At 57.2% G+C, this 26,109-nt stretch carries 20 protein-coding genes; 5 read left to right on the top strand and 15 right to left on the bottom strand.

The window, feature by feature from the left end; all coding sequences use genetic code 11:
- The first annotated feature begins 13 nt into the window (after positions 1-13).
- Entirely contained in the window at positions 14-328 is a 315-nt protein-coding gene (locus PKC29_06430; protein ID HML95048.1) for a zf-TFIIB domain-containing protein, read from the top strand.
- Position 329: 1 nt separating this feature from the next.
- Here PKC29_06430 and tadA read toward each other — a convergent pair whose 3' ends face one another.
- The 5 genes from tadA to trpE all read right to left on the bottom strand — a co-directional run bounded on the left by tadA (position 330) and on the right by trpE (position 6,722).
- Positions 330-800: a tRNA adenosine(34) deaminase TadA gene (gene tadA / locus PKC29_06435; protein ID HML95049.1), complete on the bottom strand. Its 471-nt coding sequence runs from the start codon at positions 798-800 to the stop codon at positions 330-332.
- 41 nt (positions 801-841) lie between these two features.
- Entirely contained in the window at positions 842-2,569 is a 1,728-nt protein-coding gene (locus tag PKC29_06440) for an AMP-binding protein (GenBank protein ID HML95050.1), read from the bottom strand.
- A gap of 226 nt (positions 2,570-2,795) precedes the next feature.
- Positions 2,796-4,520: an AMP-binding protein gene (locus PKC29_06445; GenBank protein HML95051.1), complete on the bottom strand. Its 1,725-nt coding sequence runs from the start codon at positions 4,518-4,520 to the stop codon at positions 2,796-2,798.
- A 117-nt stretch (positions 4,521-4,637) separates the two neighbouring features.
- Positions 4,638-5,222, bottom strand: coding sequence for an aminodeoxychorismate/anthranilate synthase component II (locus PKC29_06450; GenBank protein ID HML95052.1), 585 nt, complete (start codon positions 5,220-5,222; stop codon positions 4,638-4,640).
- Positions 5,223-5,240: 18 nt separating this feature from the next.
- Complete coding sequence (gene trpE / locus PKC29_06455) at positions 5,241-6,722, bottom strand: anthranilate synthase component I (GenBank protein ID HML95053.1); 1,482 nt, start codon at positions 6,720-6,722, stop codon at positions 5,241-5,243.
- Positions 6,723-6,905: 183 nt separating this feature from the next.
- Between trpE and PKC29_06460 the strand changes: the two genes are divergently transcribed.
- The gene (locus PKC29_06460; GenBank protein ID HML95054.1) at positions 6,906-8,291 is read left to right on the top strand and encodes a phosphomannomutase/phosphoglucomutase; all 1,386 of its coding nucleotides are present in this window, start codon (positions 6,906-6,908) and stop codon (positions 8,289-8,291) included.
- A 739-nt stretch (positions 8,292-9,030) separates the two neighbouring features.
- Here the strand turns inward: PKC29_06460 and PKC29_06465 are convergent.
- The 3 genes from PKC29_06465 to PKC29_06475 all read right to left on the bottom strand — a co-directional run bounded on the left by PKC29_06465 (position 9,031) and on the right by PKC29_06475 (position 11,011).
- Positions 9,031-9,258 (bottom strand): hypothetical protein, encoded by a 228-nt coding sequence (locus PKC29_06465; protein ID HML95055.1) that lies wholly within the window; start codon positions 9,256-9,258, stop codon positions 9,031-9,033.
- Between the two features lie 183 nt (positions 9,259-9,441).
- A complete protein-coding gene (locus PKC29_06470; protein HML95056.1) occupies positions 9,442-10,602 on the bottom strand; it encodes a carbon-nitrogen hydrolase family protein in 1,161 nt (386 codons plus the stop codon).
- 10 nt (positions 10,603-10,612) lie between these two features.
- Positions 10,613-11,011 carry a hypothetical protein gene (locus tag PKC29_06475; GenBank protein ID HML95057.1) on the bottom strand — a complete coding sequence of 133 codons (399 nt, stop codon included), beginning with the start codon at positions 11,009-11,011 and terminating at the stop codon, positions 10,613-10,615.
- A gap of 139 nt (positions 11,012-11,150) precedes the next feature.
- Between PKC29_06475 and PKC29_06480 the strand changes: the two genes are divergently transcribed.
- Complete coding sequence (locus PKC29_06480; GenBank protein HML95058.1) at positions 11,151-12,848, top strand: thiamine pyrophosphate-binding protein; 1,698 nt, start codon at positions 11,151-11,153, stop codon at positions 12,846-12,848.
- A 15-nt stretch (positions 12,849-12,863) separates the two neighbouring features.
- Here the strand turns inward: PKC29_06480 and lepA are convergent, their stop codons facing one another.
- Together lepA and PKC29_06490 are read right to left on the bottom strand one after the other, a co-directional pair.
- Entirely contained in the window at positions 12,864-14,657 is a 1,794-nt protein-coding gene (gene lepA, locus PKC29_06485; protein HML95059.1) for a translation elongation factor 4, read from the bottom strand.
- Positions 14,658-14,804: 147 nt separating this feature from the next.
- On the bottom strand, positions 14,805-19,436 hold the full coding sequence (locus PKC29_06490) for a PAS domain S-box protein (protein ID HML95060.1): 4,632 nt from the start codon (positions 19,434-19,436) through the stop codon (positions 14,805-14,807).
- A 267-nt stretch (positions 19,437-19,703) separates the two neighbouring features.
- On the opposite strand from PKC29_06490, the gene PKC29_06495 reads away from it, so the two are divergent.
- On the top strand, positions 19,704-20,120 hold the full coding sequence (locus PKC29_06495) for a redoxin domain-containing protein (GenBank protein ID HML95061.1): 417 nt from the start codon (positions 19,704-19,706) through the stop codon (positions 20,118-20,120).
- Between the two features lie 606 nt (positions 20,121-20,726).
- Here the strand turns inward: PKC29_06495 and PKC29_06500 are convergent.
- The 5 genes from PKC29_06500 to purE form a co-directional block, all read right to left on the bottom strand.
- Positions 20,727-22,424, bottom strand: coding sequence for a DUF2207 domain-containing protein (locus tag PKC29_06500; protein HML95062.1), 1,698 nt, complete (start codon positions 22,422-22,424; stop codon positions 20,727-20,729).
- A 28-nt stretch (positions 22,425-22,452) separates the two neighbouring features.
- Positions 22,453-23,013 carry a LemA family protein gene (locus PKC29_06505; protein HML95063.1) on the bottom strand — a complete coding sequence of 187 codons (561 nt, stop codon included), beginning with the start codon at positions 23,011-23,013 and terminating at the stop codon, positions 22,453-22,455.
- A gap of 128 nt (positions 23,014-23,141) precedes the next feature.
- Positions 23,142-24,362, bottom strand: a complete 1,221-nt coding sequence (locus PKC29_06510) for a DUF1015 domain-containing protein (protein HML95064.1) — start codon at positions 24,360-24,362, stop codon at positions 23,142-23,144.
- Between the two features lies 1 nt (position 24,363).
- On the bottom strand, positions 24,364-24,978 hold the full coding sequence (locus tag PKC29_06515) for an L-threonylcarbamoyladenylate synthase (GenBank protein ID HML95065.1): 615 nt from the start codon (positions 24,976-24,978) through the stop codon (positions 24,364-24,366).
- Between the two features lie 13 nt (positions 24,979-24,991).
- Positions 24,992-25,480: a 5-(carboxyamino)imidazole ribonucleotide mutase gene (purE, locus tag PKC29_06520; GenBank protein HML95066.1), complete on the bottom strand. Its 489-nt coding sequence runs from the start codon at positions 25,478-25,480 to the stop codon at positions 24,992-24,994.
- 248 nt (positions 25,481-25,728) lie between these two features.
- Between purE and groES the strand changes: the two genes are divergently transcribed.
- The gene (gene groES / locus PKC29_06525; protein HML95067.1) at positions 25,729-26,016 is read left to right on the top strand and encodes a co-chaperone GroES; all 288 of its coding nucleotides are present in this window, start codon (positions 25,729-25,731) and stop codon (positions 26,014-26,016) included.
- Positions 26,017-26,109 lie beyond the last annotated feature (93 nt).

Raw genomic sequence — 26,109 nt, forward strand, 5'->3', positions numbered from 1 at the left:
CCAGGAGATCGAGATGAGCGACAAGCATAGCAAACCCGAAGAAGAATATTTCGCCAAGGAAGAAGCGGAAAAAGCCAAAAGGCTAAAGGAAAAGCTCAGGGAAGAGACCGAAGCCGAAGAGAGGGAGCGCATAAAGGCGGCGTGCTACATGAAATGCCCGAAGTGCGGGGGGCAGCTCCACGAGGTCACTTTCCGCGGCGTCAGCATAGACCGCTGCAGCTCCTGCGGGGGCGTATGGCTCGACGCGGGCGAGCTCGAAAAACTGGCGGGCGAAGAGGACAAGAGCGTTATAACCGACATCCTCGGATTCTTCAGCGGAAAGAAATAATTCACGTATCCCTGGCTCTAAGCATCTTGAAAAACCCGCGGAGGAGGGAAGAGCACTCCTCCTCCAGGACGCCCTCGCGCCATTCCACCCTGTGGTTTAAGCTCTCGTAATCAGCCGGGTTCATCACCGACGCGACCGCCCCTGCCTTGGGGTCCCTTGCCCCGAAAACCAGCCGTTCTATCCTCGCGTTTATAATCGCCCCCATGCACATCATGCACGGCTCCAGCGTAACGTAGATGGCCGTTCCCTCGAGCCTCCAGCTTCCGAGGGCGCGCGAGGCTTCCCGTATTGCAATTATCTCTGCGTGATCCGTGGGGTTCTGGGAGGATTCCCTCATGTTTCGCCCGGTGGAGAGGATTCTCCCCGAGCCGTCGACGACTACAGCGCCTACCGGAACTTCGCCCATGCGCCCGGCTTCCTCTGCTTCCGCGAGGGCCAGACGCATGAGCTGTTCGTCTTTTTTCGATATCATCGGTCGTGAGCGGCGGCCCGATGAAAGCGCCTTGCCGCCCGTTACTTCCTGGCGCTGAATTTAAGTCCCGCTTTCTGCCTGTCCCAGGTCTTGTCGGTGATTTCCTTTATCTCGGCGACCTTTATCTTCTGGGTCGCCGTCACCGGGAACCCGTCCTCGTAGACCTCTATAAACCTCGGGACCATCGCGACCATGACCTTCTCGGCCATCCACTTCGAAAACTCCACGGGATCGAAGGCCGCGCCCTGCTTAAGGGTCACGTTCAGCTTGATCTCGTCGTCCGATACGTTCGGGAGCCTTATGCCGACGGCAACCGCCTCCTGAATCGCCTCGTACTGCATCGCCACGTCCTGAACGGCGATCGGGTCAACGTTTTCGCCCGAAACCCTTATCCTGCTGAACCTTCCGACGAAGTAATACCTTCCGTCGATGCCCCTCGCGAAGAGGTCGTCCGAATTAAAGAAGCCGTCGTCGTCGAAGGCCTCCCTCGTTCTTCTCTCGTCCTTGAAGTACTCGTTAAGCGTGGTGTGCGGTATGAGCGGCTTTATGTAAAGGAGTCCCTTGGCCTCGTCCGGCGGAACCGGATTCTCGTACGGGTCCCAGAACGGCCTCATCACCTGCGACGGATCGGCCGGGTCCCTGAGCTCTACGTAATACCCCTCCATCGGGAACCCCGAGGAGCCCGGGCGGTGGTCCTCAGGGTCCTTCCAGAGCACCATTCCCATCTCGGTCGAGCCGTATCCGTCTATAACCCTGACGCCGAACCTCTCCTGAAACTCCGGGAGGTTCCTCGGCGCGGGAGAGCCCAGCATTATTCTTACCTTGTGCTTCTTGTCCCACTCCGAAGGCTCCGCCGCCCACAGGTATTCCGCGACGGCGCCGAGCATGTTGATCGACGTCGCTCCGCAGCCCGCCGCCCATTTCCAGAAGCTCGACGCCGAGAACCTCGGGAAGAACACGGCCGTCGCCCCCGCGCCCATTGCGCTGAAGAGGCACATGACCTGGGCGTTCGCGTGCCCGAGCGACAGTATGCTCATGAGAACGTCTCCGCTCCTTATGCCCTGCTGCTGGAGATACGAGCGCACCGTCAGCACGACGCCGCCGTGGTTTCTCGCGACGCCCTTGGGCATGCCGGTCGTTCCCGACGTGAACATGCATCTTTCCATGTCCTGCGTCGTCACCTCTACCCCGGTGTTGTCGCTCGGGAACTTGTCGAACGTCGAGAAGGGGAGCGTCTTTATGCCGCCGATCTCCGCCGGCACGGCCGCCGCGTCGCCGGTCATGAATATTACCTCGAGGCCCTTTAAATCCTTCCCTATCTCCTCGATGTACGGTACGCTGCCCGGGTCTATTACCAGCGCTTTCATCTCGGAATAATTAATAACGTATGCGAGCCTTTCGCCCTTTTCGTCCTTGTTTATCGGAACCTGTACGGCGCCGGTTTTGTGTATTGCGATGATGGATACCACGTATTCGGAGCAGTTCAGCATGTACATGCCGACCTTGTCGCCCTTCTTCACGCCGAACTCGTCCTTGAGACCGTTAGCCACCCTGTTGGCCCATTCGTTCGTCTCTTTATAGGTATAACTTTCCGTTATCTCTCCCTCGGGGCTGCCGACCCTGAACATGGTCTTTTCCGGGAAACGTTCGGCCCCTGCTTCGAGGCATTTGGTTATAGGCTGCCATTCGGACGTATCCTCGAATTTTCCGAAGGGCAGGGTACCCTCGCCGAGGTACATCGCATCTCGGGGTTTAAACAATAAAAGCATAGTACTCCTCCTATGGTGGCTTCTTTTTTTAGTCCTTTCCTGTCTTTGACTTATTACAATAAGAAAGTCGACAAAATTTGTCAACCTGAAAATAACCAAAAAGTGTAATGTTTAGTGGAGATTGGTGAATTATCTAAGCATCTATATGCTTGCCCCTCTCCCGCTGGCTAACCACCCCCCGGTGTATATCCGCCGCGTCTCCGCGGCGCCGGTTTTAAGGAAAAGTCTACCTCGCCCTGAACTTTAACCCCGCCTTGTTTCTGTCCCACGTCTTTTCCGTTATCTCTTTAATCTCGGCGACCTTTATCTTCTGTGACGCCGTCATGGGGAACCCGTTTTCGTAGATTTCTATAAACCTCGGCACCATGAACACGGGGTTTCGCTCCGCCATCCACTTCGAAAATTCTACAGGGTCGAACTCTGCCCCCTTTTCGAGGGTTATGTTCAGCTTTATCTCGTCATCCGATACGTCGGGCAGCCTTATGCCGACGGCTATCGCCTCGTGTATACCCTCATAGAGCGAGGCCGCGTCCTGAACGGCTATGGGATCGACGTTCTCCCCCGAAACCCTTATCCTGCTGAACCTCCCCTGGAAGTAATACCTTCCGTCGATACCCCTCGCGAAGAGGTCGTCCGAGTTAAAGAAACCGTCGTCGTCGAAGGCCTCCCTCGTTCTCCTCTCGTCCTTGAAGTACTCGTTAAGGGTAGTGTGCGGAATAAGCGGTTTAATAAAAAGGAGCCCCTTCGCTTCGTCGGGCGGTCTCGGCGATTCGGTCGGGTCCCAGAACGGTCTCATGACCCTGCTCGTGTTCTCGGGGTCCCTGAGCTCGAGGTAATAACCCTCCATCGGGTATCCGGAGCCTCCGGGGCGCGTGTCCTCGGGGTCGTTCCAGAGCGCCATACCCATCTCCGTCGAGCCGTATCCGTCTATGACGCGCGTGTTGAAGCGCTCCTGGAACTCCTTAATCTGCTTCGGCGCCGGTCCCGAGAGAACCATCCTTACCCTGTGCTTCTTGTCCCACTCGCTCGGCTCGGCCGCCCAGAGATACTCCGAAACAGCGCCCAGCATGTTAACGCAGGTGGCCCCGCATTCGGCCGCCCACTTCCAGAAGTTCGACGCCGAGAAGCGTGGGTAGAATACGGCCGACGCGCCCGCGCCGATGGCGGTGAACAGGCACATAACCTGGGCGTTCGCGTGCCCGAGCGTAAGAACGCTCATCAGCACGTCCCCGCTCCTTACGCCGTGCTGCTGTATGTATCCCCTGACGGTCAATATAACCCCGCCGTGGTTTCTCGATACGCCCTTCGGCATGCCCGTCGTTCCCGACGTGAACATGCACCTCTCAACGTCCGACACCTTCACGTCGAGCCCCGGGTTTTCGCCCGTATATTTATCGAAAACGGAATAGGGCAGGGTCTTTATCCCGCCCACGGACTCCGGAACCGCGTTCGGGTCTCCCGTGACGAATATATGCTCTAACTTGCCCAGATTCTTTGCTATTTCTTCCAGCATCGGTATGCTCTCGGGGTCTACGACGAGAGCCTTCATCTCCGAGTAATTTATAATGTACGCGAGCCTGTCGCCCTTCTCGTCCTTGTTTATGGGCACCTGCACCGCGCCCGCCTTGTGTATCGCTATTATGGAAATCACGTACTCGGACGAGTTAAGCATGTATATCCCGACCCTGTCGCCCTGCCTCACGTCATAATCCTTTATGAGGCCGTTGGCAACGCGGTTGGCCCATTCGTTCGTCTCCCTGTAAGTATGGGTATTTATGAGATTCCCGTCCCTGTCCGCCACGCGGAACATGGTCTTGCCGGGGAATTCGGACGCGCCCCGTTCCAGGTACCTCGTAATGGGAAGCCATTCCGAGGTATCGTCGTAACTTCCGAACGGGAGGTCTCCCTCTCCTATGTATTTCTGGTCACGCGGTTTAAATAAAAGCAGCATCGGAATTCACCTCGGTTGATTGAACGGCTTTAGGAATATATAAATTACGGCCTGAAATGTCAAACCGAGGCGCCCCGAGGGGGCATTGTCAGGTGCGGTTCCAGAGGGGGATACGGGTCAGCCCCCGGCTCTTTCCCGTGCAAGGTCTATGAAATTCCGGAGTATGTCCTTGCCGTGCCTGGTGAGTATGGATTCAGGATGATACTGCACCCCTTCCATCAGGTGCTCTTTATGCCTTATCCCCATTATCTCCCCTTCGTCTGTCCACGCCGAAACCTCGAAGCCGTCCGGGAGCGTTCCCTCCTCTATAAGGAGCGAATGGTATCTCGTCGCCTCGAACGGGTTCGGTATATCCTTATATATGCCCTTCTCGTCGTGCCTTATGGGCGACGTCTTCCCGTGTAGGAGCCTTCCGGCGCGCACTATCTCCGCCCCGTAGGCGTACGCCATCGACTGGTGCCCGAGGCAAACGCCCAGTATCGGCGTCCTCCCGGCGAACTCCCTTATCACATCCACCGAAATCCCGGCCTCCCTTGGCGTGCACGGCCCGGGCGAAACGACTATTATCTCGGGGCTCATCCTTCCCACGTCCTCGAGGCTTATCTTGTCGTTTCTGGCTACGGTAACCTCCTCTCCGAGCTCTGAAAGATAATGGACCAGGTTATAGGTGAAGGAATCGTAGTTGTCTATCATCAGTATCATGACATTTCTCCGCCCGGGTCAGAGTCCCGACTTGGCGACCTCTATCGCCCTCACGAGCGCCTTCACCTTGTTCACCGTCTCCTGGTATTCCTTCTCCGGGTCCGAATCCGCCACAATGCCGGCCCCGGCCTGAACGTAGATCTCGCCGTCCTTTATGACGAAGGTCCTTATGGTTATGCATGTGTCCATGTTCCCCGAAAAGCTGAAATACCCCACCGCGCCGCCGTACGCCCCCCTCCGCGAAGGCTCCATCTCCTCTATTATCTCCATCGCGCGCACCTTCGGCGCCCCCGAGAGCGTCCCCGCCGGGAACGTCGCCTTTATGACGTCGAGCGCGTCCCTGTCCGGGCGGAGTTTCGCGATAACGTTCGACACTATATGCATAACGTGCGAATATTTTTCGACGATCATGAGCTCGTCTACCTTCACGGTGCCCGTCTCGGCGATTCTCCCGAGGTCGTTCCTCGCCAGGTCCACGAGCATTATATGCTCGGCCCGCTCCTTGGGGTCGGCCAGGAGCTCGTCTTCGAGCTCCGAGTCCTCGGCCTCGTTCTTTCCCCTGGGCCGCGTCCCGGCTATGGGCCTGCTCTCGACCATCCCGTCCTCTACCCTCACCATCACCTCGGGCGACGATCCTACGAGCGTTTCCGAATCCGTTTTCAGGTAGAACATGTACGGCGAGGGGTTTAAAATCCTGAGGGCGCGGTAGAGGTCGAACTCGTCCACGTCCAGCTTCGTCTTCCATCTTTGTGATATGACGGCCTGTATTATGTCGCCCGCGTTTATGTATTCCTTCGTTTTCTCTACGGCCTTCCTGTAGTCCTCGGGCCTGAAGTTCGACACCAGCTCCGTCGCCGTGCCCCCTTCGGACTTGCCGTTCCTCTCGTAATATTCCCCCGAAGGCTTTCTCAGCCTCCCGATGATCGTATCTATCTTTTCGAGCGCCGCGTCGTATGCATCCCCTGCCTTCCCGGCGTCGGGCACGAACGCGTTGCATATGATTTTTATCTTGTGGTTGACATTGTCGAACACGAGCACCGTATCCGTTATCATGAAAAGCGAATCCCAGAGCCCGAGCTCGTCCTTCCCGGTCTCCGGCAGGTCCTCGAAGAACCTCACCATGTCATAGCAGAAATACCCGACCGCGCCGCCGTGAAACCTCGGAAGTCCTTCCTCGATAACGGGCTTGTAACGGGACAGAAGCTCCCTCAGGGCTTCCGTCGGGTCGCCGCTCTCCTTCGTCGTTACGCCGTCCTCTATGATCTCGATATCCCGTCCGCGTGACCTTATAATCACCGAAGGCTCCGCCCCTAAAAAGCTGTACCTTCCCCACTTCTCGCCGCCCTCGACGCTTTCGAGAAGAAAGGCGAAATCGCCCGTCTCTATTTTTTTGAACGCCGAAACGGGGGTGTCGAAATCGGCGAGCACCTCTCTCCATACGGGGACGAGGTTGCCCTTTTCGAGTTTCTTCCGGAACTCCTCAAATGTCGGGAAAATCATCGAAACTAAGAATATAAGGCGGCCTGTCAATGTCAAGAAACGGGGGAGAAATACGGCGCTTCTCTACGGTCCCCTTCCGGCGTCCGCCTCTTGAAAACCGGCCCTATACTTATACGGTCCTTCTTGCCTTTGGGCGAATTTTGGCAATAGTATTAAATCCCCGAAAGCTACAAGGTGCATTCGATGAAAACTATAAACCCCGGCATATTCCGCGAATACGATATTAGAGGCATAGTAGACGCCGACCTCGACGAAGGGGTATACGAGACGATAGGCAAAGCGTTCGGCACGTACGTAAAGGACCACGGCGGAAAGGTCCTGTCCCTCGGCCGCGACTGCCGGCTGAGCTCGCCCGGCTATGCCCGCGCGATGACGAGGGGCATAACCTCTACGGGCATAGACGTCGTGGATATAGGCATGGTAACGACGCCCATGCTCTACTTCTCCCTCTACAACCTCCCCGTAGACGGCGGCGTCATGATAACCGCGAGCCACAACCCCGGGGAATATAACGGCGTAAAGCTCTGCCTCGGCCGGGACTCCGTCTTCGGAGAAGAGATTCAAAAGATAAGGGAAATCGCCGACGGGGGCGAATTCCACACCGGGGCCGGAACGGCGGCCGAAACATCTATAGAAGAAAAGTACGTCGAGTTCTTAAAATCCAACGTCGAGATAAAGCCCGGCCTCCGCCTGGCCGTCGATTACGGGAACGGCATGGTCGGTGTCATAGGCCCCCGTGTGTTCAGGGAGTTCGGCTGCGACGTGAAAGAGCTCTACGTCACCCCCGACGGCACGTTCCCGAACCACCATCCCGACCCGACGGTCGAGGAGAACGTCGCCGAGCTCGCCGAAACGGTCACACGCGAGGGTTTTCGTCTCGGTATCGGTTTCGACGGCGACGGCGACAGGGTAGGGGTCATCGACGGTGATGGCCGAATAATCTGGGGCGACATGCTCGTCCTCGTATACGCGAGGGACGTCCTCTCCCGCAAGAAAGGGGCGGAGGTGATCGGCGACGTCAAATGCTCGAACCGCCTCTTCGAGGGTATCGAGGCGGCGGGCGGAAAGCCCGTAATGTGGAAGACCGGCCACTCCCTCATCAAGAACAAGATGAAGAAGGACGGCGCGGCGCTCGCGGGCGAGATGAGCGGCCATATATTCTTCGCCGACAAGTTCTTCGGGTACGACGACGCCCTATACGCCGCCCTCCGCCTGCTCGAAATAATCTCCTCCACGGGAAAGACGATCCCCCGGCTCCTCGAAGGCGTGCCGCCCGCTGTATCGACTCCGGAAATAAGGGTCGATTGCCCCGAGGCGATAAAATTCCCCGCCGTCGAGCTCGTAAGGAAAAAGCTCGGTGAGAAATACAGGGTAATCGACATAGACGGGGCGCGTATAGAATTCCCCGACGGGTGGGGGCTCATTAGGGCGTCCAACACACAGCCGGCGCTCGTTCTCAGGTTCGAGGCCCGGAGCGAGGAGAGGGTGGACGAGATTCGCTCGATTATCGAGCAGGCGCTCGCTTCGGCCATGAAAGAATTATCTCAGGCGGGATTGGAACGGATGTGACGTAAAATAATCAGTCCTGAATCTTACGGGAATCCGCTCTTTTTGCTTTGTAGTCATCCTTGTATCTGAACTACGATTCCGAGCGAACGAGGAATCACCACCCATCTGTCATTCCCGAATGCATCATCGGTAATCCAGCCTTTGCCTTTTCAGTTAAAGGGTTCATTGAATCTCTAAACCTGACCCTAATCAATACCCAGCCTACACCCTCGGACCAATCAATATATTGCAAGCTTCACAAGAAGCGCAGCAATACCCCTCCGGGCCGTCAAAATTGGGCGTTAAAAAAATCGAGCTTATGAACGTTAAAAATCCGAACAGGGGATGGGGGAGGTTGAGGATTTAGTGAAAAAGCGATGATTTTTAGCCCAATTGCACGCCACGCGTGCACGAATCCGAAGTAGCGGAGACCTTGCCATTGCCACCAGACGCACTTCAAGTGACTTTAGCAGCTTCGTTGCTATATCGAAAAAACACACTACGTGTGCGGCCCGTGACTTTTGCTACTTTTGGTCAGCCAAAAGTAGAGAACCCTTACTCCCCACCTGCCAGCCAGTTTCCGAACATCCACCCCGCCTCCAAGTCTGCAGCTTAGGGTTTGGTCGTCTCGCTTGTCGGGGCGAAGCCTCAGCGTAGCCTGATAGCCATCGTATCGGTCGAAGCTTCAGCGAAATCCGAGGCGGAGTCCGAAGCATGCGTAGTCGGGGGTGAGTGGGATTAATCTTTTATCCGACGGACCTCAGATGACGTTCTCCAGAACGTCCCTGTCCTGGGCCTGGTTCTTTAAAGAGTAGTAAATCCGCTCGAATTCCTGGCGCGGTATTACGCCTTTCTGGAAGAGTGCTCCGACGAGGGTCCAGGTAAAGCTCCTGTCGTCTATCTCCACCCCGCTCTTTTTCAGGATAACCAGGATCGCGTCCACGGCCTCCTGCGCAGAGAACTCCCCGTACTCGTCCCTGAAATTCATCACCCGACCCTCCTTTGCATAGCCTCAGGCATTCTCCCTTGCAATTGGTTTATATAACGTTTGGATAGTAATGTCAAGGAGATAAATATGCGAAAGCGCCTTGTTCAGGCCGTAAAACGGGTGGATAAAGGGATAATTCTTCCTGATAGCCGCGCGGCCGAAACGCTGTAGAGGAGGCCTCTTCTACGCGCCCGGCCGCCCGGCCGCCCGGAGCGCGTTCAATTCTTCCAAAAGCGCCTCCAGGCTCTCTGTTTCTATTTCGTACTTTTCCGAAATCCTTCTCAGCTCGCCGGGCGAAAGCTCCGCCGCCGGGGCCGCGCCGTCCCTCATCCGGGCTTCGGGCTCCCATCCCTCGCTCCTCAGCTCCAGCCGCGCGATGTCCCACCTCGAATAATGCCCGAGCGAGTCGAATACGGCCTTTACGGCCTTTATCTGGTTCGCGTAACATTCGGCGTATAGTATTGCGTCCTTCTCGAAACTGGGCTCGGCCAGGTATCTGCCGGCGGGGTTCACTATCGAGCTTCCCCCGCAGGCCCATCCGTAATTTATATGATCGCCGTCCCTTATGTAATGCCACTTCTCCGAAAAATCGTCCGAATCCAGGTACCCGCATCCGCTCAAAACGAACGCCCCCGCCTCGAACGCGTGAACCTTGATCAGCGACTGGAGGTTGCACATCGCCCCCCCGGGGCTCGTGTCCGGGTCGAGGAGGCTTTCGGTCCCCCTCTTCCAGTTCCCCGGCCAGACGGCCACGTGAAAGTCCTCGCCCCTGTGTATCATGGCCGCACGGAGCAGCGTCATGTGGTTCTCCCAGCATATGAGCCCGCCGATGCGCCCTATGTCCGTATCGAAAACCCTTATGTCGCTTCCGTCCCCCTTTCCCCAATAGAGCCTCTCGGTATAGGTCGGCATCGTCTTCCTGTGCCTTCCCAGCACCTCTCCGTCCTTTCCGATGAAAAGGAGCGTATTGTAAACGGTCCTGCTCCCCGGCCTGTCGTCGAGCTCGTTACACCCCATGACGACGTAAGCCCCCGCCTCCTTCGCGGCCTCCCCGAGCGCCCTCGTGTCCTCGCCCGGTATGGAAATGGAGTTATCCTGAAGGGCTATCATGTAGTCCGTCCATTCGTGGGCCGGCGTTTCGTATCCGACGGTATAGTAGGCGGGATATACGGGGATGAAGGCTTCGGAGAACGCGACCAGCTCGGCCCTGTTTCTCCCGGCCTCCCTTATGAGGGCGCACGCCTTCTCTACCGTCCTCTCCCTGTCCATGAAGACAGGCGACGCCTGAACTACGGCTACCTTTACGCTTTCCCGCCCGCCGAGGGGCCTGTTTGTCGCTTCCATTCCCTGCTCCTCACGGTGTGACTATCGATCCGCCGCCCGAAGGGCCGCCCTGTCCCGACATCTGCTCCTGGGTCTTGAGGGCCCTTCTCTCGATGAGGCTTAAAAGCTTGTTCTTGAAGTCCTCTTCGTAGGCGCATACCGAAGGTATTATATACCCGAGAAGGGCGATCTGAAGAAAGTACTCCGTATTGGCCCTCAGGTAATCGTCCTCCAGCTTGTTGCCGTAAACCTGCGACAGGTTCGTATATATGTTGTGCCCGAGCTCGCCCGAAACCTCCGTTATGCTCTTGAGCCCGCCCGACTGCTGGTTATACGAAACGCCCAGGTTAAAGGCCATGAGTATAGAGCTCTGGAGCTGGGTCAGCTCCTGCATCTGTCCCGCTCCCTGTGGGTTTCCCTCGTCAGACATATGTCTCCCTCCTGTGATTTTGAAGCTTATTCTAACACATATCGGGTTTAAAGCCGAAAGGCGGTCCCCGCCCGGCGCCATATTTTATTTGCGTTGGGATTTTCGAAGGTGTAAAAGTATAGATAACGGAGGTAAATCCATGGCAATGTCAGAGGGCGGCCGTCTCGTCGCGAGAACGCTTCACGAGCTCGGCGTAACCGATATATTCTCACTCGCAGGGGGGCACATCAACCCCGTCTACAAAGCCTGCCCCGATTTCGGCATAAGGATAATCGACACGCGCCACGAGCAGGGGGCGTCCATGGCCGCCGACGCCTACGGGAGGGCAGGTAGAAGGCCCGGCGTCTGCCTCGTAACGGCAGGGCCCGGCTTCACGAACACTCTCACCGGCATGGCGGCCTCCCGTCTCGCGAACTCGCCGCTGCTGGTAATATCAGGCAGATCGGGTGTCGAGGAGAACGACAGGCTGTCGCTCCAGGAGATAGACCAGGAGGGCATGGCGGCCCACGTCGCCAAGTGGGCGAAAACGGTCTACGACACCCGCCGCATCCCCGAGTACGTCTCGAACGCCTTCAGGATAGCCTCTTCCGGCAGGCCCGGCCCGGTATATCTCGGCATGTCCTACGAAGTCCTCTATCCTTCATGCCCCGAAGAAGAAATAATCCCCTACGACACCTCCATCCACTCCGTAAGGACGAGGCCCGCCGAAGACGCAGTGGCCGGCCTCGCGGGCCTCCTCGCCTCCGCCGAAAGGCCGGTCGCGATAGCCGGGAGCGGCGCGTGGTACTCCCGCGCCGAGGAGGACCTACGCCTCTTTTTAGAAGCCGCCCCCATGCCGCTTTTCACGCTCAACGCCGGGCGTGGAATAATCCCCGACGGCGGGCCGCTTTCCTTCGGGGCGGCAGGCTCCTCGGCCCCGAACGGCTTTCGCGAAATCACGCAGTCGGCCGACCTCGTCATCCTCATGGGCGTCCGGCTCTCGATATACATCGGCTTCGGGCGGACGTTGAACCCCGAAGCGAAGATGGTCCAGATAGACACCGACCCCGGCGAGATAGGCAGGAACCGCCCCGCCGACCTCGGCATCGTCTCCGACCTCGGCGGCGCCCTCTCGGCCGTAACGCAATATCTCCGCGAAAACGGTATAGCGCCCGACTACTCCGGCTGGGTGAACGACTGCAAGGCCGTAAGGGATAAGAGATGGAAGGAATCCGGAGCTCTGAGACTCCCGAAAAAATCCCCGATGCATCCGGTCGCCATCGCCGCCGCCGTCGAGGACTTCCTCGGCCCCGGCGGCACGCTCGTCGTCGATGGCGGCGATACGCAGGCGTGGGTGGACGGGAATTTCCGCGTGACAAGGCCCGGCGGCTACATCAAATGCGGCCCGCTCGGCTGCATGGGCGTCGGCGTGCCGTTCGCCCTCGGCGCAAAGGCCGCCCGGCCGGACGAAAGCGTAGCCCTCATAACCGGCGACGGCGCTGTGGGAATGAACTTCATGGAATTCGACACGGCCCTCCGTCACGGCCTCCCGTTCGTCGCCGTCGTCTGTAACGACTCCGCGTGGGGCATGACGAAGCACCAGATCGAGATAACCTACGGCGAGGGGGCAAAGGCCCCGGGCGTCGAGCTCGGCCGGACGCCCTTTCACGAGATACTTAAGGCCATGGGCGGCCACGGCGAGCTCGTCGAAAAACCCGAAGACCTCACGCCCGCGCTCGAAAGGGCGTTCGCTTCGGAAAAACCCGCGCTCGTTAACGTAGTCTCCGACCCCGACGCCGTAAGCGGGGCGACCCGCGTGATTACCGAAATGATGATGTCCGCGAATAATAAAAGATAACCCGGGCAGGGCCGCTCAGGTCTTGAGGACCGCGAGGAAGGCCTCCTGCGGTATCTCGATCTTCCCGATTTGCTTAAGGCGCTTCTTTCCTTCCTTCTGCTTTTCGAGGAGCTTTCTCTTTCTGGTGACGTCCCCGCCGTAACACTTCGCCGTAACGTCCTTTCTCACGGCCTTTACGGATTCGCGGGCGACGATCCTGTTCCCTATGGCGGCCTGTATCACGACCTCGTAGAGCTGCCTCGGTATGAGGCTCCGCAATTTCGCTATAAGCTCCCGTCCCCTCTCGAACGCCTTCTCCTTGTGGACGATTATCGAAAGGGCGTCCACCGGATCGCCGTTCACGAGGACGTCGAGCTTGATAAGGCTCGACTGCAGGTACCCGATAGGCTCGTAATCCATCGACGCGTACCCGCGCGTGGCCGACTTCAGCTTGTCGTAAAAATCGAACACTATTTCCGAAAGCGGTATCTCGTACTCTATGATTACCCTGTCCTGCGTTATGTACCTTATATCCTTCTGCATGCCGCGCTTCTTTATGCAGAGGTCGAATATCGCCCCCAGGTAGGTATTCGGCGTATGTATCGATATCTTTACGTAAGGCTCCTCGATCATCTCTATCTTGTCGGGCGTCGGGAGCTCGCTCGGATTGTTGACGTACGTGACTTCTCCCTTCTTGTCCGTCGCCCTGTAAACGACCGTCGGCGCGGTCGTTATCAGCTCCAGCTCAAACTCCCTTTCGAGCCTTTCCTTTACTATCTCCAGGTGCAGGAGCCCGAGGAACCCGCACCTGAATCCGAACCCGAGCGCTATGGACGTCTCGGGCTCGTATACCAGCGACGAGTCGTTAAGCCCCAGCTTTTCGAGAGCCTCCCTCAGCTTGTCGTAATCCCCGGGGTCGATAGGGTAAAGCCCGCTGAACACCATCGGCTTCATCACCCTGAATCCCGCGAGCGGCTTCTCCGTCGGCCGGAGCGCGCTCGTTATCGTGTCGCCGACCTTGGCCTCGCTTATGTCCTTTATCGACGCCGACACGAACCCGACTTCTCCGGTCCCGAGCTCTTTCACCTCGACCGCCATCGCCGAGAATACCCCGAGCTTCTTCACCTCGAAGGTCTTCCCCGTGGACATGAACTTTATCTCCTCACCGAGGCTGATCTTCCCCTCGTACACCCTTATAAGCATCACCACGCCCTGGTACGAGTCGAACCAGCTATCGAAAATGAGAGACTTCAGCGGCAGGCCCGACTTGTCCTCGGGAGCGGGTATCCGCTTCACTATCGCTTCCAGTATATCCTTCGTACCCGTCCCCACCTTCGCGCTCGCCGGTATCGCGTCCTCGGCGCTTATCCCTATAACGTCCTCTATCTCCTTCTTGACCCTCTCCGGGTCGGCAGAGGGGAGGTCTATCTTGTTTATGACCGGTATCAGCTCCAGCCCCTCGTCGGCTGCCAGGTATGCGTTCGCGACGGTCTGCGCCTCTACGCCCTGCGAGGCGTCCACGACCAGGAGCGCCCCCTCGCACGCCATGAGGCTTCTCGACACTTCGTAGCTGAAATCGACGTGCCCGGGGGTATCTATGAGGTTAAACTCGTACCTTATCCCGTCGTCGGCCGTGTAATAGATCCTCACGGCCTGCGCCTTTATGGTTATGCCCCTCTCCCTTTCCAGGTCCATCTTGTCGAGGAACTGCTCGGTCTTCTCCCGCTCGGACAGGGTCCCCGTAAATTCGAGCAGCCTGTCCGCGAGCGTGGATTTCCCGTGGTCCACGTGCGCGATAATAGAAAAATTTCTTATGTATCTGGGTTCCATAAAATTGAGCTGAGAACAGCCGCCGTCAGCGGCGGAAAAGAGCTAGTATATAGGAAAAAGGAGCATATTCAACCGGGGGGCGGAAATGCGGGTGAAGTCTGCCTCCCACGCCGGGGCCGTCCGCCGCCTTCGGGGTAAGGCCATGTATCAGTCCTCCCCGATCAGTACCTCGTATAACACCCTGCTCAGCTCCTCTATGCTGTAAGGCTTCGTAACCACGCCCTTAAATCCGTACTCGTCGTACTTCGCCATGACGGGATCGTTCGAATAGCCGCTCGAAACTACAGCCCTCACTCCGGGGTCTATTTCCAGGAGCCTCGTGAACGCCTCCTTTCCTCCCATGCCGCCCGGCACGGTAAGGTCGAACATAACGGCGTCGAAGGGCTCTCCCGCCTCTTTGGCTTCCAGATATTTCGTTATTGCCTCCTGCCCGTCCGCCGCCGCTTCGACTCTGTACCCGAGGCGCTTCATCATATCCCCGGCCACCTGCCTCACCGTCTCCTCGTCGTCCATTATAAGGATTTTCCCCTCCCCGTTCCTGAGCCCGCTCTCTCCGTCCATGTGCGCGGCCTTTCTGGCCGCCGCCGGAAGGTATACGTCGAACTTCGTCCCCACCCCGATCTCCGACTCCACATCTATGCTCCCGTCGTGGTTCTTCACTATCGAATACACCGTCGCGAGGCCGAGCCCGCTCCCCTTCTGTTTTGTCGTAAAGTAGGGGTCGAATATCTTCTCCACGAGGTCTTCCGTCATGCCGATCCCGCTGTCGGCGATCGATATTTTTATATAATTTCCATCCTCTCCGCACTCCGGCCCTTTCCCGTTCGTGTTCGCGGCGCTTACGGTTATGACTCCCCCGTCCGGCATGGCCTGGTCCGAGTTTATAACCAGGTTATGTATAACCTGGCTTATCTGCCCCCCGTCCACCTCCGCCGGCCAGAGGTCGTCGGCTATATCGAAGTCGCATCTCACCTTCGACCCGCTCACCGCGAACGAGGCCGTGTCCCTTATGAGGTCCCCCAGGGTATGCACGTACTCCTTCACGGGGGCCCCGCCCTTCGAGAACGTCAGGAGCTGCGAAGTGAGGTCCCTCGCCCTGAGGGATGCGTTCTCCGCCTCGGTCAGCCTGGTATATATCCTGTCCGAGGACTTTAGGTGCATCTTGGAGACCGAAATGTTCCCGAGTATCACGGTAAGGAGGTTGTTGAAGTCGTGGGCTATCCCGCCCGCGAGAACCCCGAGGGACTCGAGCTTCTCCGCCTTGAAAAGCTCGTCCTCGTATCTCTTCCTGTCCGTTATGTCCCTGAATATGCCCACGTACCGGAGCTCCCCCGCGGCGGTTTCGAACGCCCTTCCCGAGCTTTCGAGCCACCTCCACGTCCCGTTCCTGTGCCTGTGCCTGAATACGGTCTTCCCCGGGGAGCGGGTGGCTATGATCCTGCTGAACTCTTTCATCACGTTCGGGGTGTCGTCCGGATGGACGTTTCCGAACATGCTCTTCCCGAGCAGCTCGTCCGGGTCGTAGCCGAGCGATTCCCTGAAATTAGGACTCAGGTAAAGGAACTTCCCTTCCTCGCTCGATTCCACTATTATGTCGTAATTATTCTCTACGAGCGTCCTGTATCTCTCGGCGCTTTCGAACAACAGGTCCTCGGCCTTTTTAAGGTCGGTTATGTCTATCATTATCCCCTTCAGGCCCGTGGCCTTTCCGTCCTCGACCCCGACGCTGACAATATCCCTCATCCACACGACCCTTCCGTCGGCCGCTATCATCCTGTATTCGATTACGTGGTCCCTGAGCGACTCCGTCGAGGTCTTGCAATAGCTCACCACCCTCTCGCGGTCCTCCGGGTGTAGCTTCTCGGTCCAGAATCCATCGTTCCCGAGCCACTCCTCCGCGGTGTATCCGAGTATGCGCTCGACCTGCCTGCTTACGAACGTGAACCTGAAGGACTCCGGCTCCGCCTCCCAGACTATACCGTCTACTGTATTGACGAGGTTCTCGTACTGCTGCTGTGATTGAAGGAAAGCGATTTCCACCTTCTTTCTCTCCGTCATATCCTCGACGACCGACATCCCGCCTATTATGTTCCCCGACGCGTCGCGGAGCGGGGCGGTGGATACCATTATGTAAAGGGAAACGCCCCCCGTCGTCGACCTGTAAAATCCCTCCCTGCTCGCGCTCTCGCCGCGTACGGCCTTCTCGTGTATCTCGTTGAACGACTTGTCCGTGAGGTCGTGTATGTCGAGGCCGGTTATCTTCTCCTTCGAGGATTGCATGATCTCCGCGTGGCGCTCGTTGGTCTGCGTGATGACGAGGTCCTGGCCGTACGTGTATACGCCGACGGGAGTCTGCTCGAAGAGGGTCCTGTACCTTTCCTCCGATTCCTTAAGCGCCTCGGCGTGCTTTGCGTTATTGACGGCTATTTCGATCTGCGAGGCTATGAGCTTCAGAAGGTTAAGCTCTTCTTCGTCGAAGGCGTTCTTTCTGAGGGAATTGATATTGATGCACCCTATAGTATTTCCCATGTGCTTTATGGGCATCGATGCGTAGCTCTTCGTCCCCGCCTCCCTTCCCGCGGCCCCGATAACCGTGTCGCTTTCTATGTCGGGGCAATATATATCCTCACCCTCGATTATCGTTTTCCACGTGAAGCCCAGGGGGTGAGGTATTCTCTTCATCTTTTCAGTGAACCACTCCGGGTAGCCGCAGTGGGCCTTGATCACGGCTTCGTTTCCCTCCGCGAAATAGATGGATATGAAGTCCGTTCCCTCGATGCTCCGGTGCATGGTGTCGACCGCATTCTCCATGACCTGGTCCAGGTTTATCGAGCTGTGAACGCTCCGGGTTATCGCGCTCAGTATCTCCTCGTACCTCTTTTTCTTCGACAGCTCGCCGAGCTTCTGCTTTATGTCCTCCTCCGATTTCCTGAGCGCCTCTGCCTGCTTCGCGTTATTTATCGCAACTTCGAGCTGCCTCGCCACTATCTGGAGCATGTCGAGGTCCTCCACCGAAAAGGCGTCCTTTTCCTGTGAGTGTATGTGTATGCATCCGACGGTCCGGTTGTCGGACCATATGGGCATCGACAGATAGCTCTTCGTTCCGAATTCCTTTCCCGCGGGGCCGATCGTCTGGTCGAGGTCCGTGTCGGATACGTATCTCGCCTTTCTGTCGAGGATGGTTTTCCACGTGGCTCCGACAGGATACGGGACCCTTTTAACCCTCTTCACATACCGGGCCGAGTGGCCCCTGTTGGCCTTCATCACGGCGTCCGTGCCTTCCACCATGAAAATAACGACGTTCGTCGCTCCTTCCACGTTCCTGTTGAGGGCGTCGACGGCGTTATCGAAAACCTCTCCGAGGTCGAGCGACCTGTGAACGCTCTCGGTGACGGCCCTTATTATAGATTCGTACCTGCTCTTTTTCGAAAGCCGCTCGACGTGCTGCTTGAGCTCCTCCTCCGTCTTCTTGAGGTCGGTCATGTCTATGACGTTCGCTACGAACACCCGGAGCCCCTTGTAGTTCGACAGCTGCATATACGCTTCTACGGGATATTTCGTCCCGTTCTTTCTCCGGTGGACGCAATTGAACCTCATCTTCTCCCTTCCGCCGTGAACGAGCGGCTCCAGCTTCCTGAAGAAATCGGGCGTGAGGCCGGGGTTCAGGTCTTCGGGCGTCATCTCTCTCAATTCCTCGAGCGTATATCCCAGGTTATCCCTCGCGCCCTTATTGACCTGGAGGAACCTGAAGGTCCCCGCGTCGAATATGTATATCTCGTTGATGGCTTCTTCGAGTATCTCGGCGAAGTGAGTTGCCATTTCCTTTGCAGTCGTTCTCTCTATAGCGACAGTCGCCAGCCTTACGACCGTGTCGACGAGGACCAGCTCGTCCGGAACCGGCGCCCGGGGCTCGTTGTAATACATCGCGAACGTCCCGAGAACCTTATCTTCGGACGAGATTATCGGTATCGACCAGCACGCACGGAGCGAATGTTCGAGGGCAAGATGCCGGTATTCGTCCCAGAGGGGGTCTTCGGCTATGTCGGTCACTATAACCGGGGCCTTTCGGTATGCGGCTGTGCCGCACGAGCCTGTAGCGGGTCCTATCTCTGAACCGTCGATGGCTCTCACATACCCTTCCGGTAGGCTCGGGGCCGCGCCATGCCTGAGACGCTTCCCGCTTTCATCTATAATCAGAAACGAGCAGAGCATCCCGTTCGCCAGCTTTTCTATCTCGCTGCATATAAGCTCAAGCGTTCGGTAAAGCGGGTTGTTTCCGGCCATGCTCTCGAACACCTTCTTCTCGATGTTCAGCATGGAGAGGGCCATCTTTTGCTCCGTTATGTCTTCGCACGCGATCTTGGCGAATCCATCTCCGCTCTCGGTCCGGATGGTCTTGGCATTTTCCCTGACCCATATAACGTTTCCGTCCTTTTTGACCTTCCGCGCCTCCCATCTGTACTCGATACCGGGATTGTCGAAGGAGATTTTAAGCCTCTCGGCCACGCATTCCCTGTCGCCGGGGTGAAATACATCGAGAACGGGCTTCCCCACGAGCTCCTCCTCGGAAAAACCCAGGCCCGACGTGCTGGTCGAGTTCGCGGCGATAACTATTCCGCTGCTGTCCACGGTGAAATACATGAACGGACTGAATTCGTAAAAGGACTTATAGGAAAGGTCCTTACCGGTACGGGACTCCTTTTTTGAAGAGGTCTTTCCTTCAGCCTGCCCCGAAGGCGTATCCGTTTTCTTCGCCTGCCCTGTGTAAAGTTTACTCATATACGCCGTCTGACATCTGAATCTGGCAAACTTTGCCGGCGGGTATGGGAATCGTAGTCGTCGGATGGTATGAGCCGGCTTCTTCGGAGAATCCCCGTCTCCTTATGCCTGAGCGAGCTTTCTGCGTACCACTGTCGGCCTTGCGTCGGGCCCATGTCCGGGCCGCTTTTCCCTAATTCTATGCCTCATGCAGTTTTGTTTCAATACCAAATTATGCCGGTTCCAACGCCGGGAAAGCCATAGCGGGCGTGTATAATTAATCCCTGCATGCGTACGCTTCCGTTTTGCAAGATACCGTATTCGCTCATACTGACGACCCTTCTCCTGATAACGCCTGTTTTCTCCGCGTCCGGCGGTGAGGACGGCAAGAATCTCTGGCAGCCCACCGAAGGGGCCGAGCTCATAGGCAAACCGGCTCCCGGTCTCTCCGGGCTCACGTGGCTCAACTCGGGGCCCCTCTGCATCGAAGACCTCAGGGGCAAGGTCGTCCTCATACGCTTCTGGCTGGTCGGCTGCCCCTACTGCGAAAATACGGCTCCGGCCCTCGCCGGGCTCCACGGGAAGTACGGCGGCGACGGGCTCGTGGTCATAGGGATTCATCACCCGAAATCCGAAAGGACGAAGGACGACGCCCTCGTCCTTAAAGCGGCGAAGGGGCTCGGGTTCGGGTTCCCCGTAGCCTAGGACAGGGACTGGAAGGTCATAAACGCGTACTGGCTCGACGTCGCCCGGCGCTCCTACACCTCGTCGAGCATACTGATAGACAAAAAGGGGATTATAAGATTCGTCCACGACGGCGGGGAATTTTACAGGAGCGAAGACAACCCCGACGCCGACCTCGCGTACAAAACCATAGACCGCAAAATAAGAGAGCTCTTCGATGAAACCCCCTGACTTCAACTCTCAATGTTTGTCATTCCCGAATGCTTGTATCGGGAATCCAGCACGCCACGCGTGCACGAATCCGACGCCGCGGCTGTAAGCCGCGACCCCACACTTCTGTCATTCTGAACTTGTTTCAGAATCTCGTTTTTATCCTTTGTTTTCTGGGGGGCACCTTTTAAAAAGGGGGTGGACAGTGTCCGCAGACACCCGGCATGGCAAGAGACTTGGCCATTTTCACCTTAGCTCCGACTGACGTCTCTGCTCTTGAACCCCCCCCTTGGAAAAAGGCCTGTCGCGGCGAAGGCTGCGCCGAAGCCGGAGGGGTATGGGGCGATTTCTCCTTGGTTTTTCTTTCTTCTCCACATGAAAGAGCCGGGATGAGCGGGCACCTCGGCCGTTTCTTTCCTACCACGACCCCCCTCCTCCGCCTCCGAATCCGCCTCCGCTCGACCCGCCCCCTCCGAACCCGCTCCCGCCCGACTTCCTCGGGGCGGACGCGAACGTGCTGTTCATCACCCCGAGGCTCCTTCCTATGTCGGCGGCGAAAACCCTCGGCGTAAAGGAATTCGCATATCCCGGCGACGAATACCAGCCCGGCGGCTCCCTGTATATGTCCTTGAACGCGTCGGCCCACTTCTCTTCGAGCCCGAATACGAGCGCGAAGGGCAGGACCCTGTCGAAGAGGGTAGGGTCGTCCTTCGCGAGCGCCTCGATACGGCTTTTCTCGGCCTTGTCGATGAATTCCTTAAAGCCGAGGAGCTCTTCGTTCGCGAGCGCTCCCTCCCTCGTTTTTCTCGGCATGGATCCCGACCACGCGAGTATTATCACGCCCGAGAGGGCGATCGAAATCTTGAGCAGAAAGTTCGTAAAGAGGGCAAAGCCTATTATGAGCAGTATGATCCCCGCCCACTTGTAAATCCCCTTCACCTTCTCCGGGTCCCCGGGGAAGTATCCGCCTCCGACCAGCTCGTCGTAAAGGGACTTCTTTATGCCGGGCAGCTCCCTGTAGAACTTATTCCTGAGGTCCGAGATCTCCACCTCGCCGCCGGTCTTGAAAATCCCGTCGAGCACCTTCTTCTCGTGGGGCTTGAGCTCCCCCTGCGCGGCCTCCTTCGTCTTTATGAGCTTGTAGTCCCTGTCCGAGAAGAAATAGAATTTCGTCGACGTCTCCTCTTCGATCCTGAGATATCCCCTCACGGCGAGGTCTATGACTGTAGACGTTATGTCCGCGACGTCCGCCCTCTCGTCTATGAGCGTCCCCGCCTCGGCCGGGGTGAATCCCTCGGGCGGCTCGTACCTTACCATTACGGAGCCCCTTCCCTCGGGGTCGCGTCCGCTCGTCCGCCAGATGTAGAACATCCCGAAGAACGTCGCGAAGGGCAGGACGAAATACCAGTTGTCCGAAAGGAGCCGGAGTAATTTCTCGAGCCCCGAGGGCTCCTTTACGGTCCCCTTCGGAAACCCGGTCACGGTGGTAAGGCCCTCTCCCGCCCAAAGGGCGCGCGTGGCGGCGAACTCCGCCTCGCTGTCAGTCGCGGACGCCGTGCAGTCCCTGCCGGTCGCTCCCCGGTGGCCCGTATAACATTCCGCCTTGATTTCTCCCGCCGCTCCCTCGGGGAGATATACCCTGGCGCCGGCCTTCTCTATCGGCACCCTCCACTCGTCCCCCGTCACGTTCCAGTAAAGCTCGTCGTGGTCTTCGAAGAACGCCGCGGCCCCCCTCACTGTATACTCGATCCTGTACCCGTGCACCCCGGTTACGGTCCTGTCCGGGTCCCCTATCCGGATGTTTACCACCGAACCCTCCGTGCTCACCTTATACCGATAAGGGTTCCCGTCGAAGTCCGTCACATCCTTAACGTCTATCTTTATGCTGTAACGCTTGTAACCGTAATCGTATTTATAAGGGATGTACCTGTATATGCCGTGCCTCTCCGCATATTGAAAGTCGTACTCTATGTCCTCGACGACGGTGAGGCTCCCGCTCTCGTCTATGTATATGTCCGAATGGAAGCTCCTTATCTCCTCCGCATCGGCCGCCGGCATAAGGACGGCAAAGAAGGCGAGGGCGAGGATTATAAGAGCGGCGCGCGCTTTAGTCATGTAAGATGGGGCCTCCCCGAGGGCCTTTTTACTGGCCGAAGCTTACTTTCGGAGCGGTTCTCTCGGCCTCTGAATCGAGCTCGAAATACTCCTTCTTCCGGAAGCCGAACATGTTGGCCACGAAGTTGCTCGGAACCGTTTCTATCTTCGTATTGAGGTCCCTGACGACGGCGTTGTAATAACGGCGAGCGAGCTGTATCTGCTCCTCTATCCTCGAAAGCTCGGCCTGGAGCTCGAGGAAATTCTGGTTCGCCTTAAGGTCCGGATATGCCTCCGAAAGGGCGAAGAGACTCTTGAGCGTCGACTGGAGGAAGTTTTCCGCCTCGGCCTTGGCCTCTGGTGTCGTGGCCTGCATGGCCCGGCTCCTCGCCTCGACCACGCTCTCGAAGGTGGACTTTTCGTGGGATGCGTATCCCTTCACGGTCTCGACGAGGTTCGGTATGAGGTCGTATCTTCTCTTTAGCTGAACGTCCACGTCCGACCATGCCTGCTCGGCCATGTTCCTCAGCTTGACGAGCCCGTTGTAAATCCCGACTAAAGCGAACGCTACCGCCGCTATAACGGCAAGAACTATAAGTGTCCCGGTCATGTCTTTGCCTCTCTTCTTTCTTTCTCGGGAACGCGGCTCCGCACCCCCGGGTCGGATAAATTATAAATCAATTTATCCTCCCCCGCGACGAACCCGGCTTATCGGCTGCCTCGAAAGCGGCCGGCCGCTTACCAGAGCGGGTTGAAAGTGAGGCCCGAGAGTATCTTCGGATAAAAATAGGTGGTCTTGTGCGGCATCCTCTCGCCGTCGCGGACGACGTCGAATATGTCGCCGGCCTTGAGCTCGGGGAGTATAAAGCCGAGCGGGTATTCCCCGCTCCCCGTGAGTTTGACTGCCTCTTCCAGGAACTTCGTGTAGAAAACCCCGGATTCTTCCTCGTTCAGTATGTCCTTGAAAACTATCTTGTGAAGGAGCATGACGCCGAGCCTCGAATACCCTTCGCCCGAGCGGTCCTTCACGGAAACCCTGTACGCTTTCTTCCTGTCCCCTGTTATGACGGTAAATTCCTCGTGGCCTATGTCGGACACGGCCTCGCCGAACTCCATCTCTTTCACGTTGAAGTACTCGCCCAGCTTTGCGAGGAACGATTCCGCCGTGTATCGGCCCATGTTCTTAGCCAGCCTGTGCGTGGGGTTGATAATGAGCCCCTCGCCCTCGCCGCGCGCGAGGAACATCATCACGTAGTCATAAGGTTTCTCTTCCTCTGTCGGGTTACTCTCCCTCTGGATTCTCCTGTAGTCGAGCGCGGTCTCGTACCTGTGATGCCCGTCGGCGATGAGAAAGCTCGTGTCCTCGAGGCGCCCGGCCACGCGCGAGATAACCCCCTTGTCCGATATCTTCCAGAGTATATTTCTCACGCCGTCCGCCGTCGTAACGTCGAATATCGGGGTCCCGAGTTTCTCCTCTATGGCCTTCTCCGTGTCCCCCTCGGGGTCCGAATAAACGGAGAATACCGGGCTCATGTTCGCCTTACACGCCGTATTCAGCTTGAGCCTGTCCTGCTTGTGCTTCGGGAAAGTCAGCTCGTGCGGGAGTATCTTCTTCGTGGAAAAGTCTTCGAGCTTCACCTTCGCTATGAACCCCTTCCGTGTGTACTTCTTCCCCCCGATTTCGAATTCCTGGTGATAAGGGTATATCGACGGCTCCTCGTCCTGTATGAGCACGTCGCCCAAGAACCAGTCCCTGAAGGTCTTCGCCGCCCTCTCGTATTTAAGGTCCGTATCACCTTTCGGGAGGACGAGCCTCACGACGTTATGCGGATCGAGCGCGAGCAGCTCTTTCTGCTCCGCCTGGCTTATGACGTCGTACGGGGGCGCAAGCACCTTCGAAAAGTCCCCGATTTTCTCCGGGTTATACCTTATACCCTTAAACCCTCTGACTGTAGGCATTCTATAAATACTCCTTTAATTCCCGGGATGAAAGGTCTCCCTCTCGCACGATTCGGGGGGAGCCGGCGGCGAGGTCCACGATTGTAGACCCTTTCGAGGCCGGAATGTTACCAGAGTCTATTATAAGTTCAACCTTACCACGGAATGTTTCGTATACGTAACTGGATTTTAATATGTTACCCGCGCCGCTCAGGTTTGCGCTCGTCGATGTAATGGGAACGTCTATATATTCGAAGAGCGCCCTTACGAACGGGTGGGCCGAGATCCTTACGGCGACCTTCCCGGTCCCCGCCGTTATAACGGGGTTCAACTCTCCCGACACCTTAAGTATTATGGTAAGCGCCCCCGGCCAGAATTTCCCGGCCAGCCGTTCGGCGGCGGGCGGCGCCTCGGCTATGGACCCGAGCATCTCGAAGTCCCTCACGAGCACCGGTATGGGCATGTCCTTCGGGCGGCCCTTTATCTCGAATATCCTTTCGACGGCGGCGTCGCTCGTGACGAGCGCACCTATCCCGTACAGGGTCTCCGTCGGATAGACGATAACGCCCCCTTCCCCTAAAACCCCGGCGGCCCGCTCCGGCGATCCCGGGTCTTCGGCTTTTATTACTTCAGTCAACGGCCTGCGGTTCTTACCTGTCGTGCTTTTTCGCCGCGCTTTCTACCTTCCTGGCCAGGCGTTTTCTGGCTTCCTTCACCCTTTTGTTCACTTCCGGGTACTTTACGGCGAGTATGGCTCCGGCGTAAAGGGCGGCGTTTCTCGCCCCGCCCTTGCCTATGGCCATGGAGGCTACGGGTATCCCCGGCGGCATCTGCACTATGGCCAGAAGGGCGTCGAGCCCGTTCAAGGGCGACGAGTCCACGGGAACGCCTATCACGGGCAGGGTCGTATAAGATGCGACCACCCCCGGTAGATGGGCGGCCCATCCGGCGCCCGCTATTATTACCTCGATTCCCCTTTTTTCGGCGCTTTCGACGTACCTTTTAACCCTGCCGGGCGTTCTGTGGGCCGAGGCCACCCTGAGCTCGTACTCTATTTCCAGCTCCTCGAGGGCTTTACAGGCGTCCTCCATGCTTCCCAGGTCCGAATCGCTGCCTACTATGATTCCAACTTTAGGCATAATTAAGCCGAAAACATATCCCGTTTGCACTATTTTTTCAAGGACTACCCCCGGCCTTTTAATATTTCATCCGTTGGGTACACTGGCTTGGTTGTACTTGACAAAGATAAGCGCGTGGTTATTTTAATATGGGAAAATCGGTTTTTTTTCACTATAACTATAATAGAATAGACACAGAAAAACAGATACTGAACTCCAGCCAGTCTTATTTCAGATAACACTATTATAAAAATAGAAGGAGGTTTGTTATGAAGGTAAGGCCATTACACGACAAGGTTTTAATTCAGAGACTCGATAGCGAAGAAACCACCAAAGGCGGTATCATCATTCCCGACTCCGCAAAGGAGAAACCGCAGGAGGGCAAGGTAATAGCGGTTGGTAACGGCAGGGTCCTCGAGGACGGCTCGACCAAGCCGCTCGAAGTCAAGAAGGGAGACAAGATTCTCTTCAGCAAGTACGGCGGTACGGACATCAGGATCGACGGCGAAGACTACCTCATACTCAGCGAGGAAGAAATTCTGGCCGTAGTTGATTAATCCAACCCCCAAATCCAAAATTCCCAGGAGGTAGAAGAAAATGGCAGCAAAGGAAATCAAATTTGAGAGGGCGGCGCAGGACTCGATATTGAA

It is taken from the genome of Thermodesulfobacteriota bacterium (assembly GCA_035325995.1).
Taxonomy (GTDB): domain Bacteria; phylum Desulfobacterota_D; class UBA1144; order Nemesobacterales; family UBA2774; genus JADLGH01.